This is a genomic window from Altericroceibacterium endophyticum (assembly GCF_009827595.1).
Classification (GTDB): domain Bacteria; phylum Pseudomonadota; class Alphaproteobacteria; order Sphingomonadales; family Sphingomonadaceae; genus Altericroceibacterium; species Altericroceibacterium endophyticum.
Genome location: NZ_WTYT01000006.1, coordinates 1 through 24,213 on the forward strand (window position 1 = coordinate 1; position 24,213 = coordinate 24,213).

Annotated in this window: 26 protein-coding genes and 1 pseudogene; 11 read left to right on the plus strand and 16 right to left on the minus strand. The window is 59.2% G+C overall.

The window, feature by feature from the left end:
- Positions 1–110: 110 nt before the first annotated feature.
- From GRI91_RS13090 to GRI91_RS13115, 6 genes are all read right to left on the minus strand, one after another.
- The gene (locus GRI91_RS13090; protein WP_160737152.1) at positions 111–620 is read right to left on the minus strand and encodes a zinc-binding dehydrogenase; all 510 of its coding nucleotides are present in this window, start codon (positions 618–620) and stop codon (positions 111–113) included.
- 281 nt (positions 621–901) lie between these two features.
- Positions 902–1,534: a tyrosine-type recombinase/integrase gene (locus GRI91_RS13095; RefSeq protein ID WP_160737153.1), complete on the minus strand. Its 633-nt coding sequence runs from the start codon at positions 1,532–1,534 to the stop codon at positions 902–904.
- A 339-nt stretch (positions 1,535–1,873) separates the two neighbouring features.
- Positions 1,874–2,641 (minus strand): ABC transporter ATP-binding protein, encoded by a 768-nt coding sequence (locus tag GRI91_RS13100; protein ID WP_160737154.1) that lies wholly within the window; start codon positions 2,639–2,641, stop codon positions 1,874–1,876.
- Positions 2,641–3,687, minus strand: coding sequence for a FecCD family ABC transporter permease (locus GRI91_RS13105; RefSeq protein ID WP_160737155.1), 1,047 nt, complete (start codon positions 3,685–3,687; stop codon positions 2,641–2,643). Before GRI91_RS13105 ends, GRI91_RS13100 begins: the two co-directional genes overlap by 1 nt.
- Positions 3,684–4,868: an ABC transporter substrate-binding protein gene (locus GRI91_RS13110; RefSeq protein WP_160737156.1), complete on the minus strand. Its 1,185-nt coding sequence runs from the start codon at positions 4,866–4,868 to the stop codon at positions 3,684–3,686. Before GRI91_RS13110 ends, GRI91_RS13105 begins: the two co-directional genes overlap by 4 nt.
- Positions 4,868–7,057, minus strand: a complete 2,190-nt coding sequence (locus GRI91_RS13115) for a TonB-dependent receptor (protein WP_160737157.1) — start codon at positions 7,055–7,057, stop codon at positions 4,868–4,870. The genes GRI91_RS13110 and GRI91_RS13115 overlap by 1 nt, the downstream gene beginning before the upstream one ends.
- Positions 7,058–7,605: 548 nt before the next feature.
- Here GRI91_RS13115 and GRI91_RS13120 point away from each other — a divergent pair.
- The 4 genes from GRI91_RS13120 (at position 7,606) to GRI91_RS13135 (ending at position 12,400) form a co-directional block, all read left to right on the plus strand.
- Complete coding sequence (locus GRI91_RS13120) at positions 7,606–7,935, plus strand: hypothetical protein (RefSeq protein ID WP_160737158.1); 330 nt, start codon at positions 7,606–7,608, stop codon at positions 7,933–7,935.
- Positions 7,936–8,084: 149 nt separating this feature from the next.
- Entirely contained in the window at positions 8,085–10,106 is a 2,022-nt protein-coding gene (locus GRI91_RS13125) for a TonB-dependent receptor domain-containing protein (protein ID WP_160737159.1), read from the plus strand.
- Between the two features lie 5 nt (positions 10,107–10,111).
- A complete protein-coding gene (locus GRI91_RS13130) occupies positions 10,112–11,440 on the plus strand; it encodes a PepSY-associated TM helix domain-containing protein (protein ID WP_160737160.1) in 1,329 nt (442 codons plus the stop codon).
- 507 nt (positions 11,441–11,947) lie between these two features.
- Positions 11,948–12,400: a GNAT family N-acetyltransferase gene (locus GRI91_RS13135; RefSeq protein WP_160737161.1), complete on the plus strand. Its 453-nt coding sequence runs from the start codon at positions 11,948–11,950 to the stop codon at positions 12,398–12,400.
- Between the two features lie 307 nt (positions 12,401–12,707).
- On the opposite strand, the gene GRI91_RS13140 is transcribed toward GRI91_RS13135, so the two are convergent.
- Together GRI91_RS13140 and GRI91_RS13145 are read right to left on the minus strand one after the other, a co-directional pair.
- Positions 12,708–13,550: a DMT family transporter gene (locus GRI91_RS13140; protein WP_202385593.1), complete on the minus strand. Its 843-nt coding sequence runs from the start codon at positions 13,548–13,550 to the stop codon at positions 12,708–12,710.
- A 304-nt stretch (positions 13,551–13,854) separates the two neighbouring features.
- A complete protein-coding gene (locus GRI91_RS13145) occupies positions 13,855–14,115 on the minus strand; it encodes a helix-turn-helix domain-containing protein (protein WP_160737163.1) in 261 nt (86 codons plus the stop codon).
- Positions 14,116–14,183: 68 nt separating this feature from the next.
- Here GRI91_RS13145 and GRI91_RS13150 point away from each other — a divergent pair, with 68 nt between their 5' ends.
- The 4 genes from GRI91_RS13150 to GRI91_RS13165 all read left to right on the plus strand — a co-directional run bounded on the left by GRI91_RS13150 (position 14,184) and on the right by GRI91_RS13165 (position 16,095).
- Positions 14,184–14,516: a hypothetical protein gene (locus GRI91_RS13150; protein WP_160737164.1), complete on the plus strand. Its 333-nt coding sequence runs from the start codon at positions 14,184–14,186 to the stop codon at positions 14,514–14,516.
- Positions 14,517–14,596: 80 nt separating this feature from the next.
- Positions 14,597–15,118: a DUF2628 domain-containing protein gene (locus GRI91_RS13155; protein WP_160737165.1), complete on the plus strand. Its 522-nt coding sequence runs from the start codon at positions 14,597–14,599 to the stop codon at positions 15,116–15,118.
- Positions 15,115–15,369 carry a hypothetical protein gene (locus GRI91_RS13160; protein ID WP_160737166.1) on the plus strand — a complete coding sequence of 85 codons (255 nt, stop codon included), beginning with the start codon at positions 15,115–15,117 and terminating at the stop codon, positions 15,367–15,369. The genes GRI91_RS13155 and GRI91_RS13160 overlap by 4 nt, the downstream gene beginning before the upstream one ends.
- A gap of 18 nt (positions 15,370–15,387) precedes the next feature.
- The gene (locus GRI91_RS13165; RefSeq protein ID WP_160737167.1) at positions 15,388–16,095 is read left to right on the plus strand and encodes a hypothetical protein; all 708 of its coding nucleotides are present in this window, start codon (positions 15,388–15,390) and stop codon (positions 16,093–16,095) included.
- Positions 16,096–16,159: 64 nt separating this feature from the next.
- On the opposite strand, the gene GRI91_RS13170 is transcribed toward GRI91_RS13165, so the two are convergent.
- From GRI91_RS13170 to GRI91_RS13190, 5 genes and pseudogenes are all read right to left on the minus strand, one after another.
- Positions 16,160–16,699, minus strand: a complete 540-nt coding sequence (locus GRI91_RS13170) for a hypothetical protein (protein WP_160737168.1) — start codon at positions 16,697–16,699, stop codon at positions 16,160–16,162.
- Positions 16,699–17,064: pseudogene (locus GRI91_RS13175) on the minus strand (DUF3768 domain-containing protein). The gene GRI91_RS13170 and the pseudogene GRI91_RS13175 overlap by 1 nt, the downstream one beginning before the upstream one ends.
- A 44-nt stretch (positions 17,065–17,108) precedes the next feature.
- Positions 17,109–17,690 (minus strand): tyrosine-type recombinase/integrase, encoded by a 582-nt coding sequence (locus tag GRI91_RS13180; protein WP_160737169.1) that lies wholly within the window; start codon positions 17,688–17,690, stop codon positions 17,109–17,111.
- A 159-nt stretch (positions 17,691–17,849) separates the two neighbouring features.
- Complete coding sequence (locus GRI91_RS13185; RefSeq protein WP_160737170.1) at positions 17,850–19,040, minus strand: phage integrase central domain-containing protein; 1,191 nt, start codon at positions 19,038–19,040, stop codon at positions 17,850–17,852.
- 924 nt (positions 19,041–19,964) lie between these two features.
- A complete protein-coding gene (locus tag GRI91_RS13190) occupies positions 19,965–20,423 on the minus strand; it encodes an Imm30 family immunity protein (protein ID WP_160737171.1) in 459 nt (152 codons plus the stop codon).
- A gap of 651 nt (positions 20,424–21,074) precedes the next feature.
- Here GRI91_RS13190 and GRI91_RS13195 point away from each other — a divergent pair.
- The 3 genes from GRI91_RS13195 to GRI91_RS13205 all read left to right on the plus strand — a co-directional run bounded on the left by GRI91_RS13195 (position 21,075) and on the right by GRI91_RS13205 (position 21,972).
- Positions 21,075–21,338: a hypothetical protein gene (locus tag GRI91_RS13195; protein ID WP_160737172.1), complete on the plus strand. Its 264-nt coding sequence runs from the start codon at positions 21,075–21,077 to the stop codon at positions 21,336–21,338.
- Positions 21,339–21,502: 164 nt separating this feature from the next.
- On the plus strand, positions 21,503–21,694 hold the full coding sequence (locus GRI91_RS16400; protein WP_160737173.1) for an HNH endonuclease: 192 nt from the start codon (positions 21,503–21,505) through the stop codon (positions 21,692–21,694).
- Entirely contained in the window at positions 21,694–21,972 is a 279-nt protein-coding gene (locus GRI91_RS13205; RefSeq protein ID WP_160737174.1) for a hypothetical protein, read from the plus strand. The genes GRI91_RS16400 and GRI91_RS13205 overlap by 1 nt, the downstream gene beginning before the upstream one ends.
- Positions 21,973–22,186: 214 nt before the next feature.
- On the opposite strand, the gene GRI91_RS13210 is transcribed toward GRI91_RS13205, so the two are convergent.
- The 3 genes from GRI91_RS13210 to cls form a co-directional block, all read right to left on the minus strand.
- Complete coding sequence (locus GRI91_RS13210) at positions 22,187–22,375, minus strand: hypothetical protein (RefSeq protein ID WP_160737175.1); 189 nt, start codon at positions 22,373–22,375, stop codon at positions 22,187–22,189.
- 232 nt (positions 22,376–22,607) lie between these two features.
- Positions 22,608–22,769, minus strand: coding sequence for a hypothetical protein (locus GRI91_RS13215; protein ID WP_160737176.1), 162 nt, complete (start codon positions 22,767–22,769; stop codon positions 22,608–22,610).
- A gap of 1 nt (position 22,770) precedes the next feature.
- Positions 22,771–24,204 (minus strand): cardiolipin synthase, encoded by a 1,434-nt coding sequence (gene cls / locus GRI91_RS13220; protein ID WP_160737177.1) that lies wholly within the window; start codon positions 24,202–24,204, stop codon positions 22,771–22,773.
- Between the last annotated feature and the right edge of the window lie 9 nt (positions 24,205–24,213).

Consider the following 24,213-nt stretch of genomic DNA (forward strand, 5'->3'; position numbering starts at 1 on the left):
GCGCCATGCCGGCCGCCAGATTGGTCCAGACATTGCGAGAGGAACTCCAGCACGGCGGATCCGATTTTGCGGCAGGCGACGCGACGCGAGCAGGTTCCGGCGAGTAATACTCACGCCCGATATCCGGGTTGTTCATCTACCGTGAGAACGATCTTCCCTTGAATATGGCCTTCGGCAGCGCGCTTGTGCACCATGCTGGCGTCGGAGAGCGGGAAGCAACTGTCGATCGCGACCCGGATCGTCGCATCGTTGAGCACCGGGCGGATGTCTTCCAGCTGCGCCCTGCTCGCGCGGATCTGCGTGGTCGACATAGTGACGCCACGTTCATGCGCTTCGTCACCACCTGCGGCTCCGAGGCCGAAGATCGGAAAAAGCGCACCGCCCCGCTTCATCGAGCGCAGGAAGCGAGCGCTTGTCGGCCCGCCGATCGCATCAACCACGAGGTCGACGTCCTGCACCACATCCTCCGGAGCGACCTTCGTATAATCAATAAACGCATCGGCCCCGAGATCGCGTAGAAACTCCTCGTGCCGACCCGAAGCAACAGCGGTAACATGCGCGCCCTTCCATTTGGCAATCTGGAGCGCGAAGTGCCCAACGCCGCCAGCCGCTCCATTCACAAGCTTACGTCGCCCCTCAAGTGGGTCACAGTCTCCTTCCGACCAGCCAAGTCATCGGTGTCGGTGAGGCAGATACGGATCTCATCAAGGTCTCTGAGACGCACAAGCTGCAAGCAGGGAGGCGAGAGCAAAAAGAAGAGCGCGTGCTATCATCGTTCCGATTTTAGGCTGATTTAGCCGAAAACCCAATGTCCGCCTTCCACCCCGTTTCGGCCGATTATCGCATGTGTTTGCCGCTCTGGAAGCGGTCGATCAGAACTGCAGACCGACCGCTTCTTCCGTTAGATTTCAGTTCGCTCGGCTAAGAGCAAAGCGTCTTCGACGTCGACGCCCAAATAGCGCACAGTGTTTTCGATCTTCGTGTGGCCAAGCAGGATCTGGATCGCACGGATGTTCCCGGTTGCACGATAGATCATCGCTGCCTTCGTCCGCCGAAGCGAGTGCGTGCCATACTCAGCCTTCCGCAGTCCGAACGCCGTTACCCATTCGTCAACCAGGCGCGCATACTGTCGCGTGCTCATGTGGCCTGCAAGGTCGATATGGCTGGGAAACAGATAATCGCCGATTGAGCCGCCTCGACGTTTAAGCCACGCTAGCAATGTGGCACGCACGTCCGCGGTCAGTTCAAATTGCACCGGCCGGCTGGTCTTTTGCTGAATGACGGTTGCGCGATTGCGGATCTCGGCACCCGCAACCACGTCGCCGATCTTGATTTTCACCAAATCACATCCGCGCAGTTTGCTGTCGATCGCGAGATCGAAAAGGGCCCTGTCTCTCAATCGTCCTTCGCGATCGAGATGAAAGCGGATCGCCCAGATCTGCTTCTGTGTCAGTGGTCGCTTGGTTCCGACATTCTTGCCAGCATTCCAAGCCGGACGGTGCCGCATTGCTGCATCAAAACGTGAGTATCCCATTGCATTTCTCCTGGGCCCAAATGGCCGAAGAGGTAACGCTCAGGATGTCGCCGCCTGGGCCCAAAGGTGACTGGCCGGTTCCAGACGGAGCACATCGGAAAGCTGACATTCCCTGTGTCGAAGAAGCGTGACAGGAGTCGCGAACAGACCGGCCGTTCACCACCAGCACCCACCGTCGCCCTGATTTCAAATGGATCAGGTTACGTGTTCGAGACACATAGCGGCACCACCTTTTCCAGAAAAGAAATGCGGAGCATGCTGGCGAATGGTGGAACATCCTGTGCACATAACAATCCCGGCGCAAGATGTTGCGCTAGACTGCGCCGCGTCTGCGGCTAGTCATGCGACCAGTTCAAATCGTCCAAGCTCCCGCGAGAAGTGTACCGCTGGCGTATCGAAGGCGCGACCGATGTCTCCGGCTTCGATCAGTTCGCTGGCGCTACCGACGCGCATGCCGCCCGTGCCATCCAGCAGCCAGACACTGTCAGCCAATTGCAGCGAGAGATCGAGATCGTGGCTCGAGAGGAGCACAATTGAGCCGCTCGATCGCGCGTGGTCGCGCAGGAGCGCCATCGTCTCCACCCGGCCGGGCAGATCGAGAAAGGCGGTGATCTCGTCCAGTACCATGAGCTGCGGCGTCTGTGCGATGGCGCGGGCGATCATCACGCGCTGGCGCTCGCCATCCGAAAGATCATCGAACAGACGGCCGGAGAACGGCGTGGCCCGTGCCAGTTCGAGCGCTTCAGTGACCAGCTTACGGTCCTCGGTGGACAAGCGTCCACGCCAGTCGGTGAATGGCGTACGGCCCATGGCAACTACATCGTCGACCGTCAGACCCGGGCTGGCGATACGCTCGGTCAGAACGACCGCGATGCGTTGTGCCCGGGTCTGCGGGCGCAGTGCCGCGATATCATCGTCCCTGAGACACGCCGCGCCGGCAAGCGCGGGCTGCAACCCGGAAATCGTGCGCATCAGCGTTGACTTTCCCGCGCCGTTCCGGCCCAGCACGCAGATGAAGCTGCCGGGGGAGACGGCAAGGTTCTGATCGGAGAGGACCGCTCCTCGCGGGCCGCTATAGCCCACCGTCAGCTGCTTCAATTCGAGCATTAGCGCTGTCCTCGCATAGTGGGCGAGAAGATCAGCAGCGCGATGACCACCGGCGCTCCCACCAGCGCCAGCACAGCGTTGAGATGCAGGAAATGCTGCTCCCACGGTGCGTGGACAACGATATCGGCAGCCAGAGCCAGCAGCGCACCAGACAGCGCGGCAAGCGGCATCAGCGGCGCAATCCGCGCCGTTCGCGCGATGGCGCGCGCAAAGTGCGGGACGATAAGGCCGATGAAGGTAACCGGGCCGCAATAAGCGGTAATCGGCGCCACCAACAGAACCACAGACGCTAGAGTCAGGCGGCGCAAGCGGGTTACATCTGTGCCCAGGCTCTTGGCATAGGTCTCGCCGATCAGCAGCGCTGTCAGCGGCTTGGCAATGAACATCGCCAGCACCAGTCCAACCGCAACCGGCACAGCTATCATCGGAAGGTCGGAAAGCACCACGCCAGCGAAATTTCCATCGCTCCACCCCGAGAACACGCGTCCGCCGACCCGGTTGGCGAAGTGGAGCACGACGCTAATGATCCCCTGCACGGTGAAGCCCAGCATCAGCCCGACTACGAGAAGCGTGATCGTCCCCACCCGCCGGGCGAGCGAGGCCATGGCGAGCGCAAACAGACCGATACCCAGCATCGCGCCAAGAGTAATGGAAATGCCCTCGAACCCGCGCAGGAACGCGATGGCAGCAGGCCCCGAAAAGGCCGCCGCCGTCACCAGCAGCGCGACCCCAAGCTGCCCCCCGGCGGTGAGGCCCAGCGACCAGGCGTCGGCCATCGGATTGCGAAACAGCGACTGAATCAGCACGCCGCCAATTCCCAGTGCGCCGCCTGCCAGGATTGCGGTGAGAACGCGCGGCAGGCGCAGGCCCAGGACGATCTGCGCATTGAGCGGATCCCCTACCCCGCCAAGCGCGGCAAACACATCACGCCATGGTACCGCGATCATCCCCCAGCTCAGCGCGAAAATTGCGGTCGCTACCACGATGCCAAGCAATGCCGCTGATCCGACGGCGGATCGCAATTCGGGAGTGGTTACAACGCTCATCGGGGCGCCTGTGTGTCTGGCCGTAAATAGCGGAACGGCGCATCGCGCATTTCCGGATGAAGCATCCGCGCCAGATCACCCAGCAGAAGGTCCGGGCGGATCACTGCGGTTTCATAAAAGTCGAAGGCATCGGCGTCCGGCTTGTACATGCCATCGGCCGCGAAGAGGCACTGCTCCCGATATGCCTTGAAGCGTTGCAGTGTCGCGACGTCCTTGAAAGGCTCGGAATGCGTATCGCGGATAATCCAGCAATCGACGTCGGTGCCGCGCGCGATCAGTTCCTCGGTCGATATCTTTGTGAAGCTGTCACGCGTCCGGTCCTCGGGTTCCTCGAAGGGGTTGCGGCCATTGACGTCGCGCAACAGCTTGGCATCGGCGTTGCGCACAGTGGGATTCCAGCGGTCGCCATTGCCATACCACGCCATCATGACGGAGCGGGTTGGATACTGTGCTGCCCGCGCCTTTATCTCGGCGACATTGCGGCGCACCATCTGCACATAGGCGTCTGCTTCCGCCTCCTTCCCGGCGAGTATTCCGATCAACCGCACATAGTCGACCTTGCCCATGTAATCGGGCTCGTTCTCGATGAAGATCGGCACTACAGGGATGCCCAGATCCTCGATCCGCGACTTCGCACCAGCGGCGGCGAGGTCTTCCATCGTCATCAGCAGCACATCGGGACGGGCGGCGAGCAGCGCGTCCAATTCGGGCGGCGAGTGCCAGCCATAGCCGATCTGGGCGATTTCGCCCGACAGGGCCTTGGTGCGAAGCTCATCGTCGTAAGACTTAGCTCCGCCCACTGCCACCAGCCGGTCGTTGATACCCAGCGCCTTGGTAATCGCCTCCTGATGGGCATAGTTGCTGGCGATGCGCATCACCGGTGTCCGGATAAGCGTGGCACCGGCGAGATCTCCGTTCAGCGGGGGAGCTTCCATCCCGCGCGGCACCAACACCAGCCGATCGAACTGCTCCTGCCCGACGGCCTCCCCGCCCCAGTTCACCACGGCTGCGCGCATGTCGAGGATGCGGTAGCCGTCGCGTTCGAACACGCGGAACGTTCGCGCCGCGTCCATCGGTATCTCGGTTGCGCCGCTGATCTCTTCCTGAGTAGGTGCCTCAGCAGGCGGTGTGCCGCATGCGGCAAGCGCCGTCAGAGCAAGAGCTGCAAGCGCCCCGCGCATCAGAAGCTCGCGTGCAACGTAGCGCGGAACTGGCGCGGTGTGCCCGGCGTGCCGTAGGTCGGAGAGGTGGTGCCGCCAAAAAGGTAGAGGTACTTCTCGTCGAGCGCATTGAGCAGCGTCAGGTCAAGCGACATCCCACGCCAGACCTGGGGCGCGATCCGCGCATTCAGCGTCACCAGAGTATAGCTGCCGCCCTTGACGGAATTGTCGGAGGTGACCTGATAGTCGTCGTACCATTCAACGATCGCGCGGCCCGAAAGCCATGGCGCAATGCGCTGCTCGCCCGCGACATAGACGACGTTCTCGGCCACACCGACCGGCGTTTTGCCCGAAAGGTCAAGCGGGCCGGAGCTTTGCTGCAATATGTATTCATCCCATTCGGGCGCGATATGGCTGTAGTTGACCTGCAGCCGCGTGCCGTCCAGCGGACGAAAATCGAGCGCTACTTCTACGCCCTTGCTTTCATAGCGATCGCCGAAAGTGATCAGGCTTGAGGGTGCCGTGACGTCGGTTTCCGCGGCCGGATTGGGCACGGTCTGGCGGCGGTTTTTCTGCACCGAGTAGAACGCGGTCAGCGCAAAGTTCAGCAGGTCTTGCAGCGCCTCACCCTTCCAGCCGATTTCCACGCTATCGAGCGTGGTTGGGCGCTGTTCAGGGCGCGCATATTGATCGGGATTGAACTCGAAGGCCGGGCCGAAGTTCGAATTGAAGCCGCGCCCATAGGCCACATAGACCTGTCCATCGCCATAGCGCCACGAAAGCGCCGCTTTGGGCGATACCGCATCGGCTCTGGCATCGCCCAGTGCACCGTCGGTCTGACCCTCGATCGGGAAATACTCGGTTTCGCGGTAGAACCTGTCATAGCGGGCGCCGAGCGTCAGATAGAAAGCGTCGCTCAACTTCATTTCGTCCTGTACAAATGCGGACAGATACGTGGTGCGCTGGTCATTGCTGGCCTGCGGGTTATCGATGACGAAGCATGGGGCATCTCGATTGGCCACACCGCCATTCACGTAGTCGATCTCCACCAGATAGTAGTTGAATCCGCATTCGAAGGTGAAGCCGTATTGGCCGGACCAGAAATCGTCCCGCCTCACGGTGCCAATCTGGCCCGTAACACCGGCCACGATCTCGTGCCGCCCGGCGCTGTAATTAGCCGTGACCTCACCATAAGCGACTTCGAATTTGCTCTGTGCGTAGAAGCCGTTGACCCCGAACACCCCGCGCTCCGGCGAAAAACCGAAGGGATCATAGAAGTTCAGGCGGTTGTCGAAGTCGAAACGGCGATATTGCCCCGTTGCAGTCATGCTGAACGCATCGCTGAAGCGGTGTTCGCCGCGCAAAGCGACGATGCCGCCCTGCAGATCGACAGCCGGATTCATGAAGGTGTGGTCAGCCTCCCACCCGCCAAACACATCGACCGGCGTCCCGTCCTCCAGCAGCGGGATGACGCTGGGGGTCTCGGCGCGCTGATCCTGATAGCTGCCGTAAAGGGTCAGTTCGGTGTCGGGGCCAGCCACCAGCGAGAGCTTGGCAAACAGGTTGAGGTTTTCCCGCCCGCCATTCTCGCGCCAGCCATCGTAGTTCTCGTAGGAAGCGATTGCGACTAGCCCGAGCATGTCCGTGAGGGGCTTGGCCACGGTCACATCGCCGCGATAGTAGTTATCGCTGCCTGCGGTGAAGCTCAGGTCGATCTCGTCAGCAGAAGGGTCAACAGTGATGTAGTTGACGGCGCCATAAAGTGCGCCGCCTCCGTAAAGTGTAGACACCGGCCCCTTGACGATCTCCACCCGCGATAGTGCCGGGTAGGGAACGACCTGCAAGGCCCCCTCCTCGTTAAGGTCGAACGGGATGCCATCGATCAGCGTGAGATAGCCTTCAACCCCGGTCGAACCGCGAATGGACACAAACGGGAACACATCACCCCCACCCTCGCCGCGGCGGAAGGACACGCCCGGAACGCCGCGAAACTCGTCCGTGCCATAGGTAAACCCGTCACGGCGAAGCGTGTCGACGTCGCGCACAGTTACGTCGGCAGGCACATCGGTTAGCGATACTTTGGAGCGGGTTGCTGTCACGACAATCGTCGCTGCTTTCTCCGCCGCCTCATCAGTGATGTCCTGTGCGGCCAGCGGCGACGCAATAATCGCGCTCGCAGCGCAGGCTGCAAGCAAAGCAGTTGTTCTCATTTGACCCCTGTCCAATCGAATGCGTTGACCCCAAAGCGAGCTATAGGAGATGATATCTCATTACGTCAAGTGTTAAGGCATCGCCCCGAACGCACGGCTGGCTTTTTGAATTGAGCTGGTACACACATTGTTTCGGCCTGGCCGACACGCCAATCGGGCAAGAGCGAATTGGCGGATTGCCGTGGCATCGGACGGCTGCTCGATTTCCGCCTCCGGCGTCGGCAGGATCTCAGACAACCGGCCAGAAGCTGCTCGCCGGTTTGCGGGGAAATTGCAGTCATGTGCAGCCGTTCGATCAACCCCTTAGCAATGGCTGCCCTCGACCAAGCGAAGAAGTTTAACCGAACCGTCCCGAATGTCTGCATCTGATCGTAACTGGCATTTGGATGAGGCCATCAGCTTTGGCACGCATGAAGACGAAGGAAATGAGCGAAAAGAAATGACAACGCCGACCGCCGTCGCTAACCGCATCCATCGTGCATTGGCTGCATCGCCTCGTCCTTGCAAATAGGCCCTTCGCCTGCGCAGTCCTCGTGCTCGCGTTGCTGATGAAGATCGTCATCCCGACGGGCTTCATGCCGACGATGTCAAACGGTCAGATCGTGATCAGCGTCTGTTCGGGCATGGGGCCGGCGAAGACGGTCATGACCATGCCCGGCCTCGAGCATGAATCGGAAAGCGATGCTCACAGAAACAAGGCCGAGCAGCCCTGCGCCTTCGCCGGACTCTCAGCGCCTTCGCTTGCCGCTGCCGATACGTTGCTGTTGGCCGCTGCGATCCTGTTCGTGCTGGCGCTGGGAATGCGCTCGCTGGTGCTGCCAGCTTCCAAAACGCCACCCTATCTCCGCCCGCCTCTAAGAGGGCCGCCTCTCCACTGATCTTTGTATCGCATGACGGCGGCGGATGTTGGCGCTTCTAGGCGCCACCGCCCGCGTAGCCGCGCATGTGCATCGGCGCGGCCGCATGCGGCCACGTGTCGCGCGGCGGTGAATTTTCCCCCGTGCACCCAGAGATTCAGGGAAGAACTGTGAAGACATCCATTATCGCTTTAGCCGCCTGTCTGGCCGCGAGCCCCGCCATCGCCCAGAACCAGGCTCCAGCCGACACCAACACAGCGCGATCCGACGATATTATCGTTACCGCCACACTCACCACTCAGCAGGCGACCGCCGCGATCAACCGCACGCCCGGCGGGGTCGAAGTTGTTCCCGACACCGCGTTCAAGAACACGCCAGTCCAGCATATCAAGGACATTCTTGGCTATGTCCCGGGCGTCATCACGCAGCCGCGCATGGGTGACGATGCGCGCGTTTCGGTGCGCGGCTCCGGGCTTTCGCGGGCTTATGGCGCACGCGGCATTGCCCTGCTGCTGGACGGCGTGCCGATGAACACAGCGGATGGCCTGGTCGACTTTTTCGAGATCGATCCCAGTGCCTATCGCTATGTCGAGGTGTTCAAGGGCGGCAACGCCCTCCGCTATGGTGCCAATGCACTGGGCGGCGCAATCAATCTCGTCACACCGACCGGCCACGATGCCTCGCCGCTCGATGGCCGCATCGACGTTGGCAGCTTCGGCTATGTGAAGGGTCAGGCCAGCACGGGCGGTGTTTCGGGCGCGCTCGACTATTTCGCGACCGTTTCGGCGCAGCGGATCGACGGCTATCGCGACCATAGCAACGGCAATGCCATTCGCGGCAACATGAATGTGGGATACCGGATCTCGCCCGATGTCGAGACGCGCTTCTATCTGACCGGTGCCTCCACCAATCAGCGCATTCCGGGCGAGGTCTCGAAAGCAAGCGCGCTCAGCAATCCACGTGCGGCGAACCCTGCCTGGGTTGACCAGGACCAGCAGCGCAACGTCGACTCCGTCCGTATTTCGAACAAGACGACGGTCCGGCTCGACCAGACGGTGCTGGAGTTCGGCGTCTTTTACAACTGGCGCCATGTCGATCACCCGATCTACCAATATCTCGACTACACCGTGGATGATTATGGCGGCCTCCTGCGCGCCGTGGATGATCGCAATCTGGGTGGTCTGCGCAACCGGCTGATCGTCGGAGCCAACGTCCACAATGGCACGGCAGATACCGAGCAGTTCGTCAATCTGCCGGGCGCTGTGAAGGGCGACCTGACCCAGTCGATGGCCAACAAGTCGAAGAACCTCTCCATCTATGCCGAGGACTCGCTCTATGTGCAGCCCAAACTCGCCCTGATCGCGGGCGTCCAGTATCTGCACGCCACCCGAGATCGGCAGGACCGGATCGGCACGGGGTCTGGCCGCCAGAGCTTCGACCTGTGGAGCCCCAAGGTTGGCGTGCTGTGGGACGTGCAGCCGGACGTCCAGCTCTTCGCCAATGTCTCGCGCAGTGCAGAAGTGCCGAGCTACGACGCGGGCATCTTCCCGTCGCCGACGACGAGTATGAAGGCCCAGCGCGCGACCACCTATGAAATCGGCACGCGCGGGCGCAATGGCGTCATCGGATGGGATGTCTCGCTCTATCGTTCCGAGATCCGCAACGAGCTTCAATGCCTCACGCTCTTCCCCTGGGCGCCCTGCACGACGACCAATGCCGATCGCACCGTGCATCAGGGGATCGAAGCGGGGCTGGATGCGACTATTCCGCTGTCAGCGTCCGGGGGCAGTCTCGCGTTGACCGCCGCATACACCTATAGCGACTTCTTCTTCGATGATGACGCGATCTATGGCGACAACCGCATCCCCGGCGTGCCCAAGCATTATCTGCGCGCCGAGATGCTCTACAAGCATCCGAGCGGTTTCTACGCTGGCCCCAACGTTGAATGGGCGCCCGGCCATTATTATGCCGACAATGCCAACACGCTGACGGTCGATCCCTACGCGTTGCTGAACATGAAGGCCGGGTTTGATCTGGGCATGCGCTGGTCGCTCTATGTCGAGGGCCGCAACCTCACCGACAAGCGCTACATCTCCACCGTGGCGATCGCCGGCACCGCCAGCCCGACATCGGAGATCTTCAATCCGGGCACGGGCCGCGCCGTCTATGGCGGCGTGCGGTTCCGGTGGTGACAGGCATGGCGACCGCCGCATCCTCCAGGGCCTATGGAACGATCTGGCGCTGGCATTTCTATGCCGGCCTGTTCGTTCTGCCGTTTATCCTGATCCTCTCCGTCACCGGCGCCATCTATCTGTTCAAGCCGCAGATCGACCGCTGGGAGGAGCGAGAATATCAAGGTCAGCCGATGTCGGGCGCTGTGTCGGCCGATCGGCAGCTGGCAGCCGCGCTCGCCGCCAGCCCGGGAATGCGGTTCAATTATTACCGCCTGCCCGCGCGTCCGGACGACGCTACGATGATCCACATGATCGCTCGCGATGGCTCGCAGCGCGACGTCTTCGTTTCACCGCAGGGCAAGGTGCTGGGCAGCCGCGATCCGAACGCCAAGATCTCCGAGACGATCGCGCGTATCCATGGGTCGCTGCTGATCGGCACTTGGGGCGACTGGCTGGTCGAGCTGGCGGCGAGCTGGACGATCGTTATGATCCTGACCGGCCTTTATATCTGGTGGCCGCGGCCTCTCCGGCTAGCGGGCGCGCTATGGCCGCGTCTGTCGCTCAGGGGCCGGCCGCTACTCAGGGAGATCCACCGCGTCACCGGCTTCTGGATTGCAGGGTTGGTGCTGGTGATGCTGGCAAGCGGTCTCCCATGGGCCGGTGCCTGGGGCAGCGCGTTCCAATGGGCGCGGACCGAGTTCGGCCTGGTTAAGGGACCGCAGGACTGGAAGATTGGAGTCGATGGCGGCCATGCCGGGCATCATCCGGACATGCCGATGGCGATGCCATCAATGAGCCAGGCGGCCGGGCTACCCCTGTCGGTGTTCGTAGTAAAGGCACAGCAAGAACACCTCGCTTTTCCTGCGCTGGTGCTGCCGCCGCATGCACCGCAACGCTTCGGTCCGCCGACAGGTGATGAGTGGACCGCCAAGTCCGAAGCCCAGAACCGCTGGCTCGGACGACAGGTCACTTATGATCCCGTAATTGGTGCTGAGACGGGACGGCGCGGCTTTGCCGACCAGCATGTGATCGACCGGGTCGTGAACACGGGTGTCGCCTGGCACGAGGGACAGCTGTTCGGCTGGGTAAACCAGCTCATCGGCGTGCTCACGGCCATCGCTCTGGTCACGATCAGCATACTAGGCGTGGTGATGTGGCTCAAGCGGAAGCCGCAAGGCCGCTTCGGCGCGCCGCCCCCGGCGGGCGCAGGAGCAGGCAAGCCGTGGATGATCGCGGCGTTGATCTCGCTGGCGCTGCTGCTGCCTTTGTTCGGTCTGTCGCTGCTCATGTTGTTGGCCATTGATCGGTTTGTCAGTCGCGTCACGCAACGTTTCGCCGCTCGTCAAAGTTGAAGGCCGGATGCGGTGCTGCGCGTCACGCCCAGCAGCTTCTCTCAACCGCGACCATCGGCGTCTGCGCAAGGCGTCAGTCAGTCAGTGGGCAGCTACATCTTCCAAGGCTGGAACGTCCGTCTGCGCCCGAAGCCGTCATTCAAGCAGTGAGTCAGGAATGACGGCTTTGTACCCGTACCCTGCCATCTAAGGCGAATGGGGGCTTTGTAAGCTTTCAGGCGATCGGCAGGCGAGCCGGATTGACTGGTATTAGGGCGCATAGCGGACCGGCTTAATTTGGGCCGGAAGCGGCCTGACTGCTTTCGTCTCAGCACTTCTGCTAAGCAGACGTTCCGCTAACGACACCGTTGCGGACATTGACCAACTTACGGCTGCAATCTAAAAGCCGACATACAGCAGAAGGAGATTAATGCTCAGAGGCCTGCAACCCTGATCGCAAACAGCGGTTTCACTCGGCACCATGGAGCGGTCGCCGCACCTCTTTGCATATCTTTTTTTGGAGTTCTCATGAAGAACGAGGAAGTCGTAATCCGGCGTTATGCGTCGGAAACGGACCTTAAGAAACTTTCACGGATCTGGCTCGACGCATCCCTGCTGTCTCATCCTTTCATCGGCGAAAAGCGCTTGCTTGAACGGCGTAACTTGATCGAAGAGCAATATCTGCCGAACGCCCAAACATGGGTAGCATGCATTGATCATCAGCCCAGCGGTTTCATCAGCTTGCTCGACACTTTCGTCGGCGGGCTCTTTGTTTCTCCCGAGCAGCAAGGGCGGGGCATCGGGCGCAAGCTTATCGCTCACTCTTTGAACCTTAAAGGTGAGCTGGAGCTCGAGGTCTATACAGATAACCGGCAGGCCATGTCTTTCTACACTAGGCTCGGTTTTCAAGAGCTGTCACGCCGTTCTCTTGATGATGATGGCAACGACTTCGAAAATGCACGCCTGCGCTTGATAGCCTAGCAATTGGTCGGGCGGCACTACCTGCTGTCCGACTGACATTCGTGGCTACTTCCAGATGAAAGCCGACCTTTATTTATCCACCACAATTGCGAAATTCACGGGCTGCACGGGAGGCACCGAAAGCGGAAATAAACGGATTTTGGCGACAATGACCACTTTCAGGAGCTGTCGCCCGATGCGCTAACTCGGGCGCTATGCCGACAGGCCCCAAAGTGGACTGACAGCAAACTGTTCGATGAAAGATCGGAGCCGACCATTCTTTCCCAGGGCCGGCTTTCTGGATGTCCATCGATGGAAAAGACTACCGCTAAGCAGGTTTGCTCAAGCGGGTCATAAGGACACCAGCCGACACAACAACGGTCGACGCGACCTTCGCCAAACTGAGCTTTTCCCGAAGGACGAATACACCGATCAGCAGAGCGAAGACGATCGACGTTTCGCGCAGCGCTGTAACAAGTGCGATTGGTGCTTGCGTAAACGACCAGATTACCAAGGCGTAGGCTACGTAGGAGGCGCCGCCGCCAAACATCGTCAGGCGCAGCCCTTCCTTCGGAATCCGCTTTAGTATCGATGGTCGCACGACCGCGGTAATTGCACAGAACGCCACAGCATTCCCAATGGTCAGCCATCCATAGTAGCCCAGCGCCGTGCCCGCTTGCCGGGCTCCAAGCCCATCGACCAATGAGTATGAAGCGATGAAGCAGCCGGTAAGGAGCGCAAGTACCGCAGCTTTACGATGGTGCAGACCGTCGTTTTTCCCGACCAGTGCGATCGACATGATGCCCAAGCCTATCATCAACACCGCTGTCAATTCGATGGTTTGAAGAACGACACCCAAAAACACTACCGAAACCAGAGCGACGATCAGCGGAGCGCTACCGCGTGCCAACGGATATACCTGCGTCAAATCACCCGCACGGTAGGACGCCATCAAGAAGAACTGGTAGCCAAGATGTAGACCAATTCCGGCTACGATCAAAACGAAGCTGGAAGGATCCGGTGCAGGAACGAGAAATAGCGTCGGCACGGCAAAAATGGCCTGTCCGATAACGACGGCTGCAGTCCCTAGATATTTGTCTCTGCCACCTTTCAACATGGCGTTCCACGCTGCGTGAAGGGCGGCCGCTAAAACGACTATGAAGAATACCATTGGACTCATGACCGGGCCGTATAACAGCAAAAAAATAGATGTGGGTGCAGATTATGCGCTTTAGCTAAGCCAATCATGCTACCCGAGTGCGCTAGGCTATCGCCCTTCCCGCCGTATTGATGAGTGCGTTAACACTCGCGCTGCGCCCCCCCCCAATGACGGAGAGTTGGACGCAAAGCTGCCGCTGGCCGCTTCTCGAACGAACAGCAGCTTTCAGGAGTTTCCGACCGCCACTCCGATTACCGAAATTAGGGCGAAAGCTGACACGGCAACGGTGGAATTCAATTCCCAACGCATTGGTCTTTCATTCCTTGTCGCGGTTAGGGTTTAAGCGGCTCAGTACGTCCGCAAAAAGATCCTCTGGGGATAGGCCCATTGCTTCTGCCAAGTTGATAAATTCAACAACATCGAGACGCCGCTGAGAGCCTTCTATCAAGCTTAACCAGCTTTGATCTTTGCCGACTTTCGCAGCCAAGTCTGTCTGCTTCAAACCGGACTGCAGGCGAGCTTCCTTAATAGTTTGAACTACCACCAAATTGGTGCCGGTGAAGATCGTCTTGGGCATCAATCGTTGCAATAGATGCCAATATTACATATGCCGTTTTTCCATATTTTTGTTTAGTGGAGAACCAAATGCGGATTGGAGCGGGGGTGGTGCTGGGAGCGGTAATGGTAGCGGGATGCGCGTCGGCCGATGATCGGGCGATTACGGAGATGGCCGAGAAGCGCCTGGGTAATGTGACGTCGGTCTCGGACCCGGTGATCTACCGGGACGGCGATGAAAAGCTGGCCTGTGTCGTGGCGACCTATGAGAACCAATGGGGTGAAGAGATGCCGCCGGTCTTCATGATCGGCTGGTACGTCTTTGCCAATGGCACCTGGCACACCGACAATCCGCATGAGGCCGGAGAAGATTTCGACTGCGCAGCCTATGCGGCAGCGCGCGGCACGATCCTCGAGAGCTAATTGGGGCGGCTAGGAGCCAGGGCAGGAGGAGCCGGGGCAGGACCGGCAACAATCGACATGAATAAAGTGAGGGGCGACAGGTGAGTATCGATCAATTGGAGCGTCTGGCAAAGCTGCATCAAAGCGGCGCTTTGGCGGGGGAAGAATTTCAGGCGGAGAAAGCCAAATTGCTGGCGGGCAAGAGCGCTGGTGGTGAAGCTGGTGCAGCCCCCACCCGAACGGTCGCGCTCGATCCCAAGTGGGAAAAGCGCTTTGCCTTCTTCGATGCGAATGGCTCGCCCTTTTCCAAGGAGGCGACCGCTGCTTCGCGCGAGTTGGGCTTTGGCGAGCGGGCGGGCATCTTCTTCAATATCTGGGCGTTGGCGCTAGGGATCATCTATTTCATCTATTTGGGCATCCCCAGGCGCGGCCTGGGATTGCTTCTGCCTGCCATCGCAATTGCCATGGTGCTGTGGGGCTTTGACACCTTCCTCTATTTTGCCCCCAATTGGTATTGGATGGTGCTGTGGGTGATCTACGGCGTCACCGCCAATTATTATTACTACATCAAGATCCGCCATGGCCGCGATGAATGGAATCCGGCCAAGGATCTCTTCTCATGATGGGCGTTGTTGAAAGACGCCGGCGGCCCATGGTCAGGCTAACGTCTGTCGCCGTCACCGCGCTTTTGGTGGCCTGCGGGCCAATGGATCAGGAAACACCAGAGCCGGGTGAGACCCAGGAGATCAAGCCGCTGGCGCGGGGGTTAGGTCTCACAACCAGCTGGACTGATGAACTAAAGGCCAAACACACCGGCAAAGCCGCACCCAGAGCGAGCGGTGCCATTCTCTATGACTGGATCCGCCGCGGATAAGCGACATTGGACCGTGAGTTGGAGGTATATCAAACGTCGGCACGCAAAAATCCCGGCGCAGTCGGCGATACGCTGGCCTGGGAACGGCAGGCACAATTGGATGACGCAAAAGCCAAAGAGCGGATCGCCGCCTATCGCGATGTCGTCGATGGGCTGGAGCGCCGGTGCTACCAGCGTGTTCGGCAAGAGAGAGGCTGGTTTAGCGATTATGCCGAAGCCCATGCTACAGGCGCTACAGCCAAGGATATCAACTGGGATCGCCGGGGGCTCGATCTGGTAGGCCAATGCGAGCAGGAGAAGAACGGTGTTGCGCCGCCTTCCATTCCAGAGGCCCAGCCCGGGGAGGATGCGCCACCAGCTCCTTATGCTGGCTCCGTTTTCGCCTGCTCGCTTGGCGACGAGGCCGTATATGTCAGCGAAACGGATGGCCGCTACACTTATCGCTATGGCAAATCCGGTGCCCCGGAGCTGACCCTCATCCGGCAGGCAGACGAGCTCACCTCCACGCACGACTTTGGCACTTTGGACGGCATCAAGGAACTGCGCTTCGATAATGGCGAATACAGCTATGTGCTGTTCTTCGAAGGTCTGTCGGACAATTATGGCACAGACGAGGCCTATAAGGCTTCAGGCCTGCGCGTGATGCGTCAGGGCAAAATGCTGAGCGAGCGTCACTGCACCGGCGGCATTGGCTTTGCGCCGGATTGGTTCGGGCCGGACGATTGAGCGACAGAGCGGTGAACTACTACCTATCGCCGGGCAATTCCCCCTTATCCCCGATAGAGCATGATCAGCGAGCCATAGGGTATCCAGTGGCGCGTGCCTCCGGGGTCACCGATTGCCGTATCCAGCGCAGCCCTGCGCTGTCGTGGAGATACCAGCGTGTGGGCGTATATCCCGTAATGACCGTATAATGTTCATGCGTGCCGCATAACGCACACAGTACCGCCCGTTCGGTATCGATGGCCGCGCGGATGCGGTCGGCGGAATTGATGCGCGTCCGCCATTTCCGCCGCACCAGAACCCGCATCCGAAGCGGCTGCCCCAGCCGTCTGGATAGCTCGTCACAGATAGGATGCTGGAGCATCTTCCAACTTTCGTAAGGCAGGCCATGGAGCAGCGCATGCCGTAAATGCCGCTTACTTCCGATCCGATCGATCGCGTGAGCGTAAATATCGCTCCAGAGTGTTTGGTCACTCGCCTGCTCGTGGCAAATCAGGCGGGCTGCGTTGATCAGAGCATAGAGACCGCACAGGCTTGAGAGCTGCCCCTGGCGATAGGGCTCGATCTGGCGCGCCATGGGAAGAGAATTGCTGATCGGCATAGCCATCAATATTCCTCCCCCAGCATGATGGTCAGCACCCGGGCAGTGACCGCCGGATCACTTGGATCGGGAGAGCGCATCATCAGATCGGGATCATAATAATCGATCTTCCAGAAGATGGTTTGGCCATTCTATTCGAGGGCGCCAAAATCATGCTCCTGATAGGGATCGCTGCGGCTATCGAAGCGGTCGAACCGCCGTACCCGGAACAAGAGCGCGGGAAGCTCCTCGCCAGCCAATTCCTGAAGGCCGCGGGTGAGGACAATCCTCACGCCGGTAAAGTGTGTACGAAGCTGATCGTTCAATCGACGAATGCGGGCGGTGCGTTCTGCATCTCTTGCAGGCGTGTTCCATGGTTCGCTGCCGGTCATGGGCTGCGTCCTTTCGGTCAAAATGTCAGGGAAAAGAGAAGAGCCTAGATCAGCGCGATCAGGCGGCGCTGGGCCTCACGGTCGCCCGCGATATAACGTTCGGTGGTGGTAAGCGCTCTGTGGCCAGCGAGCTCCTGCACATCGCGCAAGGAGCCGCCGGTCTTCGCCAGCAGGCGGGCGGAGTGCGTGATAAAGGTTCGCCGGCCCGAATGCGAAGAACAGCCATTGAGGCCCAAATCGCGGTAGAGCGCGGTAAACCAGTTCACCACGCTGTCGGGGCTCATTTTACCGCCGCGCTGCGAGCAAATGATAAAGCCGGACTTTGGCCGTCCGACCTGCTTGTGCAGGTCACTGAGCGCCCGCTTGAGCTGCTTATGGACCGGAATGCGCCGGCCCGAACCCAATTTGGCGATCGACCGGGTGATGGTCAGACCATCGCTCACCCGGTGATCGCTGGCCAGAACCATCGGCCATTCCAGGCCGGATATCTCGCAGGCTCTAAGGCCGGCCTTGAAGCTGAGGAGGATAATGACGCGATTGCGCGCAGAGTACCGCTGACCCTCGACATGCTCCAATAACAGGCACACGTCTTCGGGCCTCAGCACCCTTGCAGGTTGCCGATGCATGATAAATTTTCACTATGGACTGATGGATAAGCGCAGCCAGTGCTGGGCTCCATTACCATATAGCATAACGTCAAAATGAAGTCAATTAGTCTATATGTTTCAATGGTTTATGCGGGAAATCCAGCCCTAAAAACCGGCTTTTTAAGCGAGATCCTCAAACTAGCCTTTAACGTCTTTCGTCAGGTAATCGGCCCAGTCCTGCATCAGCGCACGGCGCCTTTCGATCGCCGTTCCGCGCCGATAGGCCTTTTCGACCTTGTTCTGGATCGTATGCGCTAGCGCTGTCTCGATGATCTCTCTGGGATATTGTGTGCAGTCCCCGGCCCAGTCACGAAAGGTCGAGCGAAATCCATGGGTGGTGACATGCCCGTAATTCATGCGGCGCAGCAGCATGGCCATCGCCATATTGCTCCGGCTCGCCCCGTTGATCGCAAAGATCCGCTCATTAGGTACAAGCTTTGAAGGTTTCATCTGCACGAGGAGCTGGAGGGCTGCATCTGATAGGGGCACTGAATGATCTACCCCTGCCTTCATGCGCTCACCCGGCACGCGCAAGAGCTTTTCCTTGAAGTCGATTTCACCCCAGCTCGCGCCCAGCGCTTCACCGGATCGCGCTGCGGTTAGAATAGTAAATTCGAGGCACCGTGCTGAAAGCGCTGCACGTTGGCGCAGCAAGCTAAAGAAAGCTGGAACGTCCTTATAGGGAAGCGCGGCATGATGGCCGCGCACGAGACCGGGCTGGCGCGGAAGCAGAAAGTCCAGATGCCCCTTCCAGCGGGCCGGGTTCGCCGCATCGCGGGAGAGGTGCCCCCTTGCTTTGGCCGCATCCAGAATGCGCTCAATCCGCCCCCTTACGCGGCTGGCTGTCTGCGGCTTGCTGAGCCAGATAGGCTGCAGCACTTCAAGAATGTCGTCTGTGCCGATACTCTCAAGCGCTTTATCCTGAATGGCCGCAGCATGATCGCGGAGAGAATTTCTCCATTGCTGCCGATGCACCGGATTCTTCCAGCCGGCTTCGACGCTTTTGATATATTCTTCAGCGTAGGCACCGAAGGTCTTTACCTCCTCTTTCGCCTCTTCCTCACGGGACAGGGCGATCCTTGGATCCTTGCCCAGAGCGACCAGCTCACGCATGTCGCCCGCAAGGCTCCTGGCGGCTGCGAGCGATAGCGATGAAGCAGCGCCGAGGCCAATCTCGGAGCGTTTTCCGCCAATTGCCGTCATGAAGACCCAAGACTTGGCGCCTTGCGATGTAATCCTGAGATAAAGCCCTCCGCCATCCGAGTGGCGACCCGGCTTTTTGAGCGAAGCGACCGTTCGAACAGTGAGAATATTGAGTGCGCGCGCCACGATTTGACCTCCCGATGACGCCCAATCTCATGCCCACTTTCAACTGGGCTTCACGCGGTTTTAGACAGACCTCAGCGAACGAGCATTTTCCTAAACCCTCATATTTCCCCCACTTGCTCAAGAAAAACACAAGCAAAACTGCGATGGTTCGAATGATACCCGCTCCGCCATAAATCAATGACTTCTTTGTGATTTCGCTGAGATTCGGGCCTCGCGCCCACGCGTCGGCGTCGCCGTCCTCCAGATTCGCCGCCACCTTGCAGGCTTCTCGCAGCCCACGCTCGATGTCATCCGCCGCATCGCCATCCCGCTCGCGGTCAGTTCCGACATGCTGATTTTCGAGGAGGACGAACAAGCCATCGTCCGCGAGGTACTGGAAGGCCTCATCATCAAGTATCAAGCCCGCCGCTGGGACAAGGGCAGACCAGCCCTCCAATACGCCTTGGGGGCACACACAAGGACAGGAGGCCGCAACGGCACCCTGCCCCCTCCCCAGCCGCCATCAAAGCAGCAAGGGCAGCGCTGGGATATATCGGAGGCCGGGAACACACCCGCACAGCCCCAGGGCGGAGCCTGTTGCCGCTCTTTCTACATTTCCAGCAGCACGGCAAACCGGGCCGGATCACCCCATTTCCCACGGATCGCACACCACTCGCGGCAAGTGCCATGATTGCAGCGATAAATCAGCAGTTTATGCCAAAGCGAGTGCCCCACGGATCAGTGCTAACCCGCTCAACTCGCAGGCGGGTCACTTTCGCCCAAAATGGATTTTCCTGCCACATCAACACCATACATCCCGAACTCGCGGGGTAGGGTGTGCCGGGTATCCTACCCGCTCACGAGTTGCTCAGCGGGGACCGGTGAACAAGCCGGGGAGAACAGTGAGGGATTGGAGTCCTTGGTGCAGATGAGGCGAAGCCAGCTTCACTCTGACGCAGTAAGTGTCACTGGAACGGTCTTGCTCAAGAACTCCGGACTAACCGAGTTGATACGGTCACACATCTCTCGCGTCGCATCCTTGCTCGCGGCCGAAGCTGTGCGTAATTGCACCACCATTTCCGCTTGCGTTAACGGATTGTTAAGCACCCTCATGAGGACGATTGAAGCCCATCGAGGAGAGGATGACACGAGCTGAGGGAAGACGGTGAGCAGTGCACGAACATATGCAATATCATCGTATGTCTCTGCCGTATGGATAAGCGAGAACATATCTTCATCGTATTCCGCACTATCTGTCAGCAACGACAAAAGATCACTCGGTAACCGTTCTCGACGTTCTTCCAAAAGATCATTGACGGCGATATCGATTACCGCAGGACGCGCTCCGCCAGTCTCAATTTCACGACGTAAATCAGCAAGGCAATGATCGTAGGTTGCGTCCATCGGCTTCACTTCACAAAAATTGTCGGATGATTGGTCTTGTTCACCTGTATAAGGTCTTGGAGACTAGACCGAATCTGCGGGGTGTAAAGGCCATCAGCTTGGTAGATCCTACGTGCATCCCATACACCAGCTGCCAACGCATCGCGAGGCGTCATCGCAATATCAGCCTGGGTTCCATAGGTAAACGTGGCCCTATGTCGGCCACCAACGCCAGGAAGCCGCAGAGACAGCAGCCCTAAGGTCGGAGGCTGCTGCTAACATTTGGCAGGCTCGTCGCATCCTTGCAGAGACACGGCCAGAGTTGGCCCTCGCGGAACGTAACAGCATAATTAAGGCGTTCGACCTTCCGTCGTTCAGGATAGAAACCCTATCTTCGAGAACTTCAGAGTTCCGCTATTTTGATGGCGTAGATGCTGGTTTGCTAGGTCGATGGTCGACTCCTCAATGGATAGCTGATCCGACCGACCGCATTCGGCTTTTGGCTCTCCCCAACAATCAAGCCACCCGGGCGGCAACTACTACATTGGAGCCAGGCACGGTTGTGTTTAGGGGCAGCGTTGCGCCGCAGTTGCGCTATGGCTCCAATCTGACAGGTGGCGGTCTACAAACCTACAATGCTGCTGGCCCTCGAGCTATCTTCCAGGAGTTGCCATGAACTTGCAGATTATCACCGAACTGAAGTTGGCGCTGACCAGCTACCGCGATGCGGTGGCGAATACCTTCCAGTCTGAGGACATGGCAGACTATCAGCGCCTGATTTCTATAACGGAACAGCTTATCGAAAAGTTGGAATCTGGTGATATGCAAGAGGTGAGGTCACTCACTCTCGCGTTCTCAAGATGTGTTACGGATTCGTTCGCAACCCAGCCTCACGAGTATCAGCGCCTTTCTAAATTGGTCGATCAGGTGAGGTAGTGCCGCAGAGAGAATAGCGGTTCCGAACGGCAAGGTTTATAGCGTCGCATTTGAGACGAAACTGAATCCGACGTCTTATCCGGGTGTATCTCGTGGCAGGCATTTCCAAGAATCCAACGAAGTGCTCTTGCGAGCCATGGAAGGAGATGCGAGGCATCAAGGATATGGGTATCGATCTCCAAAGAACGCCAAATGGCCTTGCCCTGACAACGTCTCCCGGCAACTGGACATGGCACCACGCCCAAGAGCCTGGAGTGATGCAGTTGGTGCCTAGAACGCAGCATCAGCCGGGGAGCATTTTCCAAGAAGTTCTCCATCCCAATGGCAAGGGAGGATATTCGATATGGGGCAAGTGATGACGCTAGAAAACGTCGCAGCGCGCCTGAGTGAGTTCGATCAGACTTACACCATTTATGCCGCCGAACCGTGGACGGCGACCTCTTTCGCTTTTGTTGGTTATGAGCCGGATGAAGGAGGACTTCCGCCGGAAGCCCTTAAGCTGGGGCTATCGTATTTTTTGGAGATCGCGATCGCAAACGACGTGGTGGATGGCTGGATTAGCACGCAAGAGCATCAGCCCGGCAACGCGATGACATGCCAAAGATTGATCGACTATGCCGTGAACGATGCATAAGCTGCCTACATGACTAACCCTCGTTACCATGGAAAGCCGCTACTCCGATTGCTGGAGCTATATGTGCTGCATGTGATTGGCGAAATCTCTGCGGATGATGCCGAGCGTATGGTCGCGATGACACCCAAGCTACGCGAAATATATGGACACTCCGGAGAGTGGCCGGAGATCATCGCCGCGTCGGTAGAGCTTCCTCAGGAAGCGTCGTCGGACATCAGGGGCATGTGGGAGAGAAATCAGAGAATAGCCCGCGCGAATGATATGGCTGCTCCATGTTGATTGCAATACCATCACCTCTAGAAACGCCTTCGAGCTGCATCCGGGCATTGGAAGGAATGTGGTGGGGCGTGATGTTGTCCCCTTTCACCCCTGCTGCAATCAGGTCGTCATAAATTCCGACCATGCCTTCGCCTGGAAGTAGCCTAGGCCCGCTGCCAACCACTCCCCTCTCTGCGGCAAGAACTTTGCCTCCGACCGAAACGAGCCCAGTGATGCTGCGAGAACGGCCGGCAGGAAAGCAAACAGCCCGCGATGGACCATAATTCCGCCAATAACCGTGACAGTCTCCCCCTCAAGGCCTGCGCCTATGCCGAGTGCCCAAAGACCATATTGTGCGAGGAATTGTTCCAGCCGCATCAGGAGCGACCGTCCAGCGCAAGGCGCGCGTCCGCCACCTTGTCTGGCTGAGCAGCAAATGTAGATCCTGCGGACCGGGCGAGCATCATTCGGTCGATCCGTTCCTTCAGATCGTGATCACGCAGCGTGACGGATGGAAACCGGGCTCTTTGCAAATCCAATTCAGAAAACCGCAGCGATTATCGTCAACAGATTGTCGGTGAAACGGCGTGCAATCGGGCGGCTGTCGGCACCATCGCCGTCAATCTCGATCGCGTCCGCGAGCCAATCGCCCTGACGCGCGAGCACTTGCGCGGCAAGCTTCTCGGATTGGAGCAAGATGCTGTTCTCAAAATTGAGGTCGAGGCTGCGACGGTCCATATTGGACGACCCGATCAATACCAGAGCCTCGTCCGCCACCAGCGTCTTGGCATGAAGCATGCCCCCGCAATATTCGAAGATCCGCACCCCAGCTCTTGCCAGCACCGGATAATAGGCACGGCTGATCGCGCCGACGATCCGGCTGTCGTTACGACGCGGAAAGATGATCCGTACCGCAACGCCCCGCCGCGCTGCAGCAATGATCGCGCCGATCAGCGGCGGATCAGGTGCGAAATACGGTGTCGTGATCGTCACATTGGCCTGCGCCGCCGCGAGCAGGGACACGAACATCTCCGTCATCGTTCCGCGTGGTGAGAGCGGTCCCGTTCCGGTGGCGATTGCAGGGAAACCACCGGTTGATGGCTTCGGCGGGTTTCTGCCCATGACGGGACGCAGATCCTCCCCCGTCCCCTGTGTCCATGCCGATGCGAAGATGAGATCGGCCTGCCGCGCCACGGGCCCTTCGAAGCGGATCAGGATATCGACCCAAGGGGCAAAGCGTCGTTTGACGAGAAAGGCGGGGTCGGCGCAGTTCTGACTTCCGCCATAAGCGACCCGCCCGTCAATAACGGCAATCTTGCGGTGATTGCGCAGATCGGTTCGGTGCCCCACGAGGAAACTCAGGCCAAGCGGCGCTTCGAGCAGGCTGCAAAGATGGGCGCCTGCGTTCTGCATCGCGACCCAATGTGCGGAACGGATCAAGCTCCGCGACCCGATCGCATCAGCGGCGACACGGCAGGTCACCCCGCGCCCGGCGGCGCGGCAGATTGCCTCCACGACCTTCGTGCCATTGTTGTCATCGAGCCAGATGTAAAATGACAGGTGGACCGACGTAGTTGCGGAATCGATATCCGCCACGAGCATTTTGATTGCAGTGTCGGAATCAGGCGCGAGGCTGGCCGTGTTTCCGACCGAAACCGGCCAGCGCGATGCGGCTTCAAACGTCCGGAATGCATTGGCGGTCAAGCCCGCCGCATCGTCGCCGCCTACCGGGGCAGGCGCGAAGGGGCGCAGTTCCTCTTCGATGCGTCGGCAACGCTTTCGGAAGCCCTTTGAAATCCATGGTTCGCCGAACAGAATGTACAGGATCACGCCAAATACGGGCAAGGCGATCAGCAGCAGCAACCATGCCGCCCGCGAATAGGAATCGCGCCCGTCAAGCAGGATTGCCCTGACGATCACTGCAAAATGGATCGCTACGACAATCAGCCATGGAAACGTCCCCGGATCGATCAAAGACGTTTC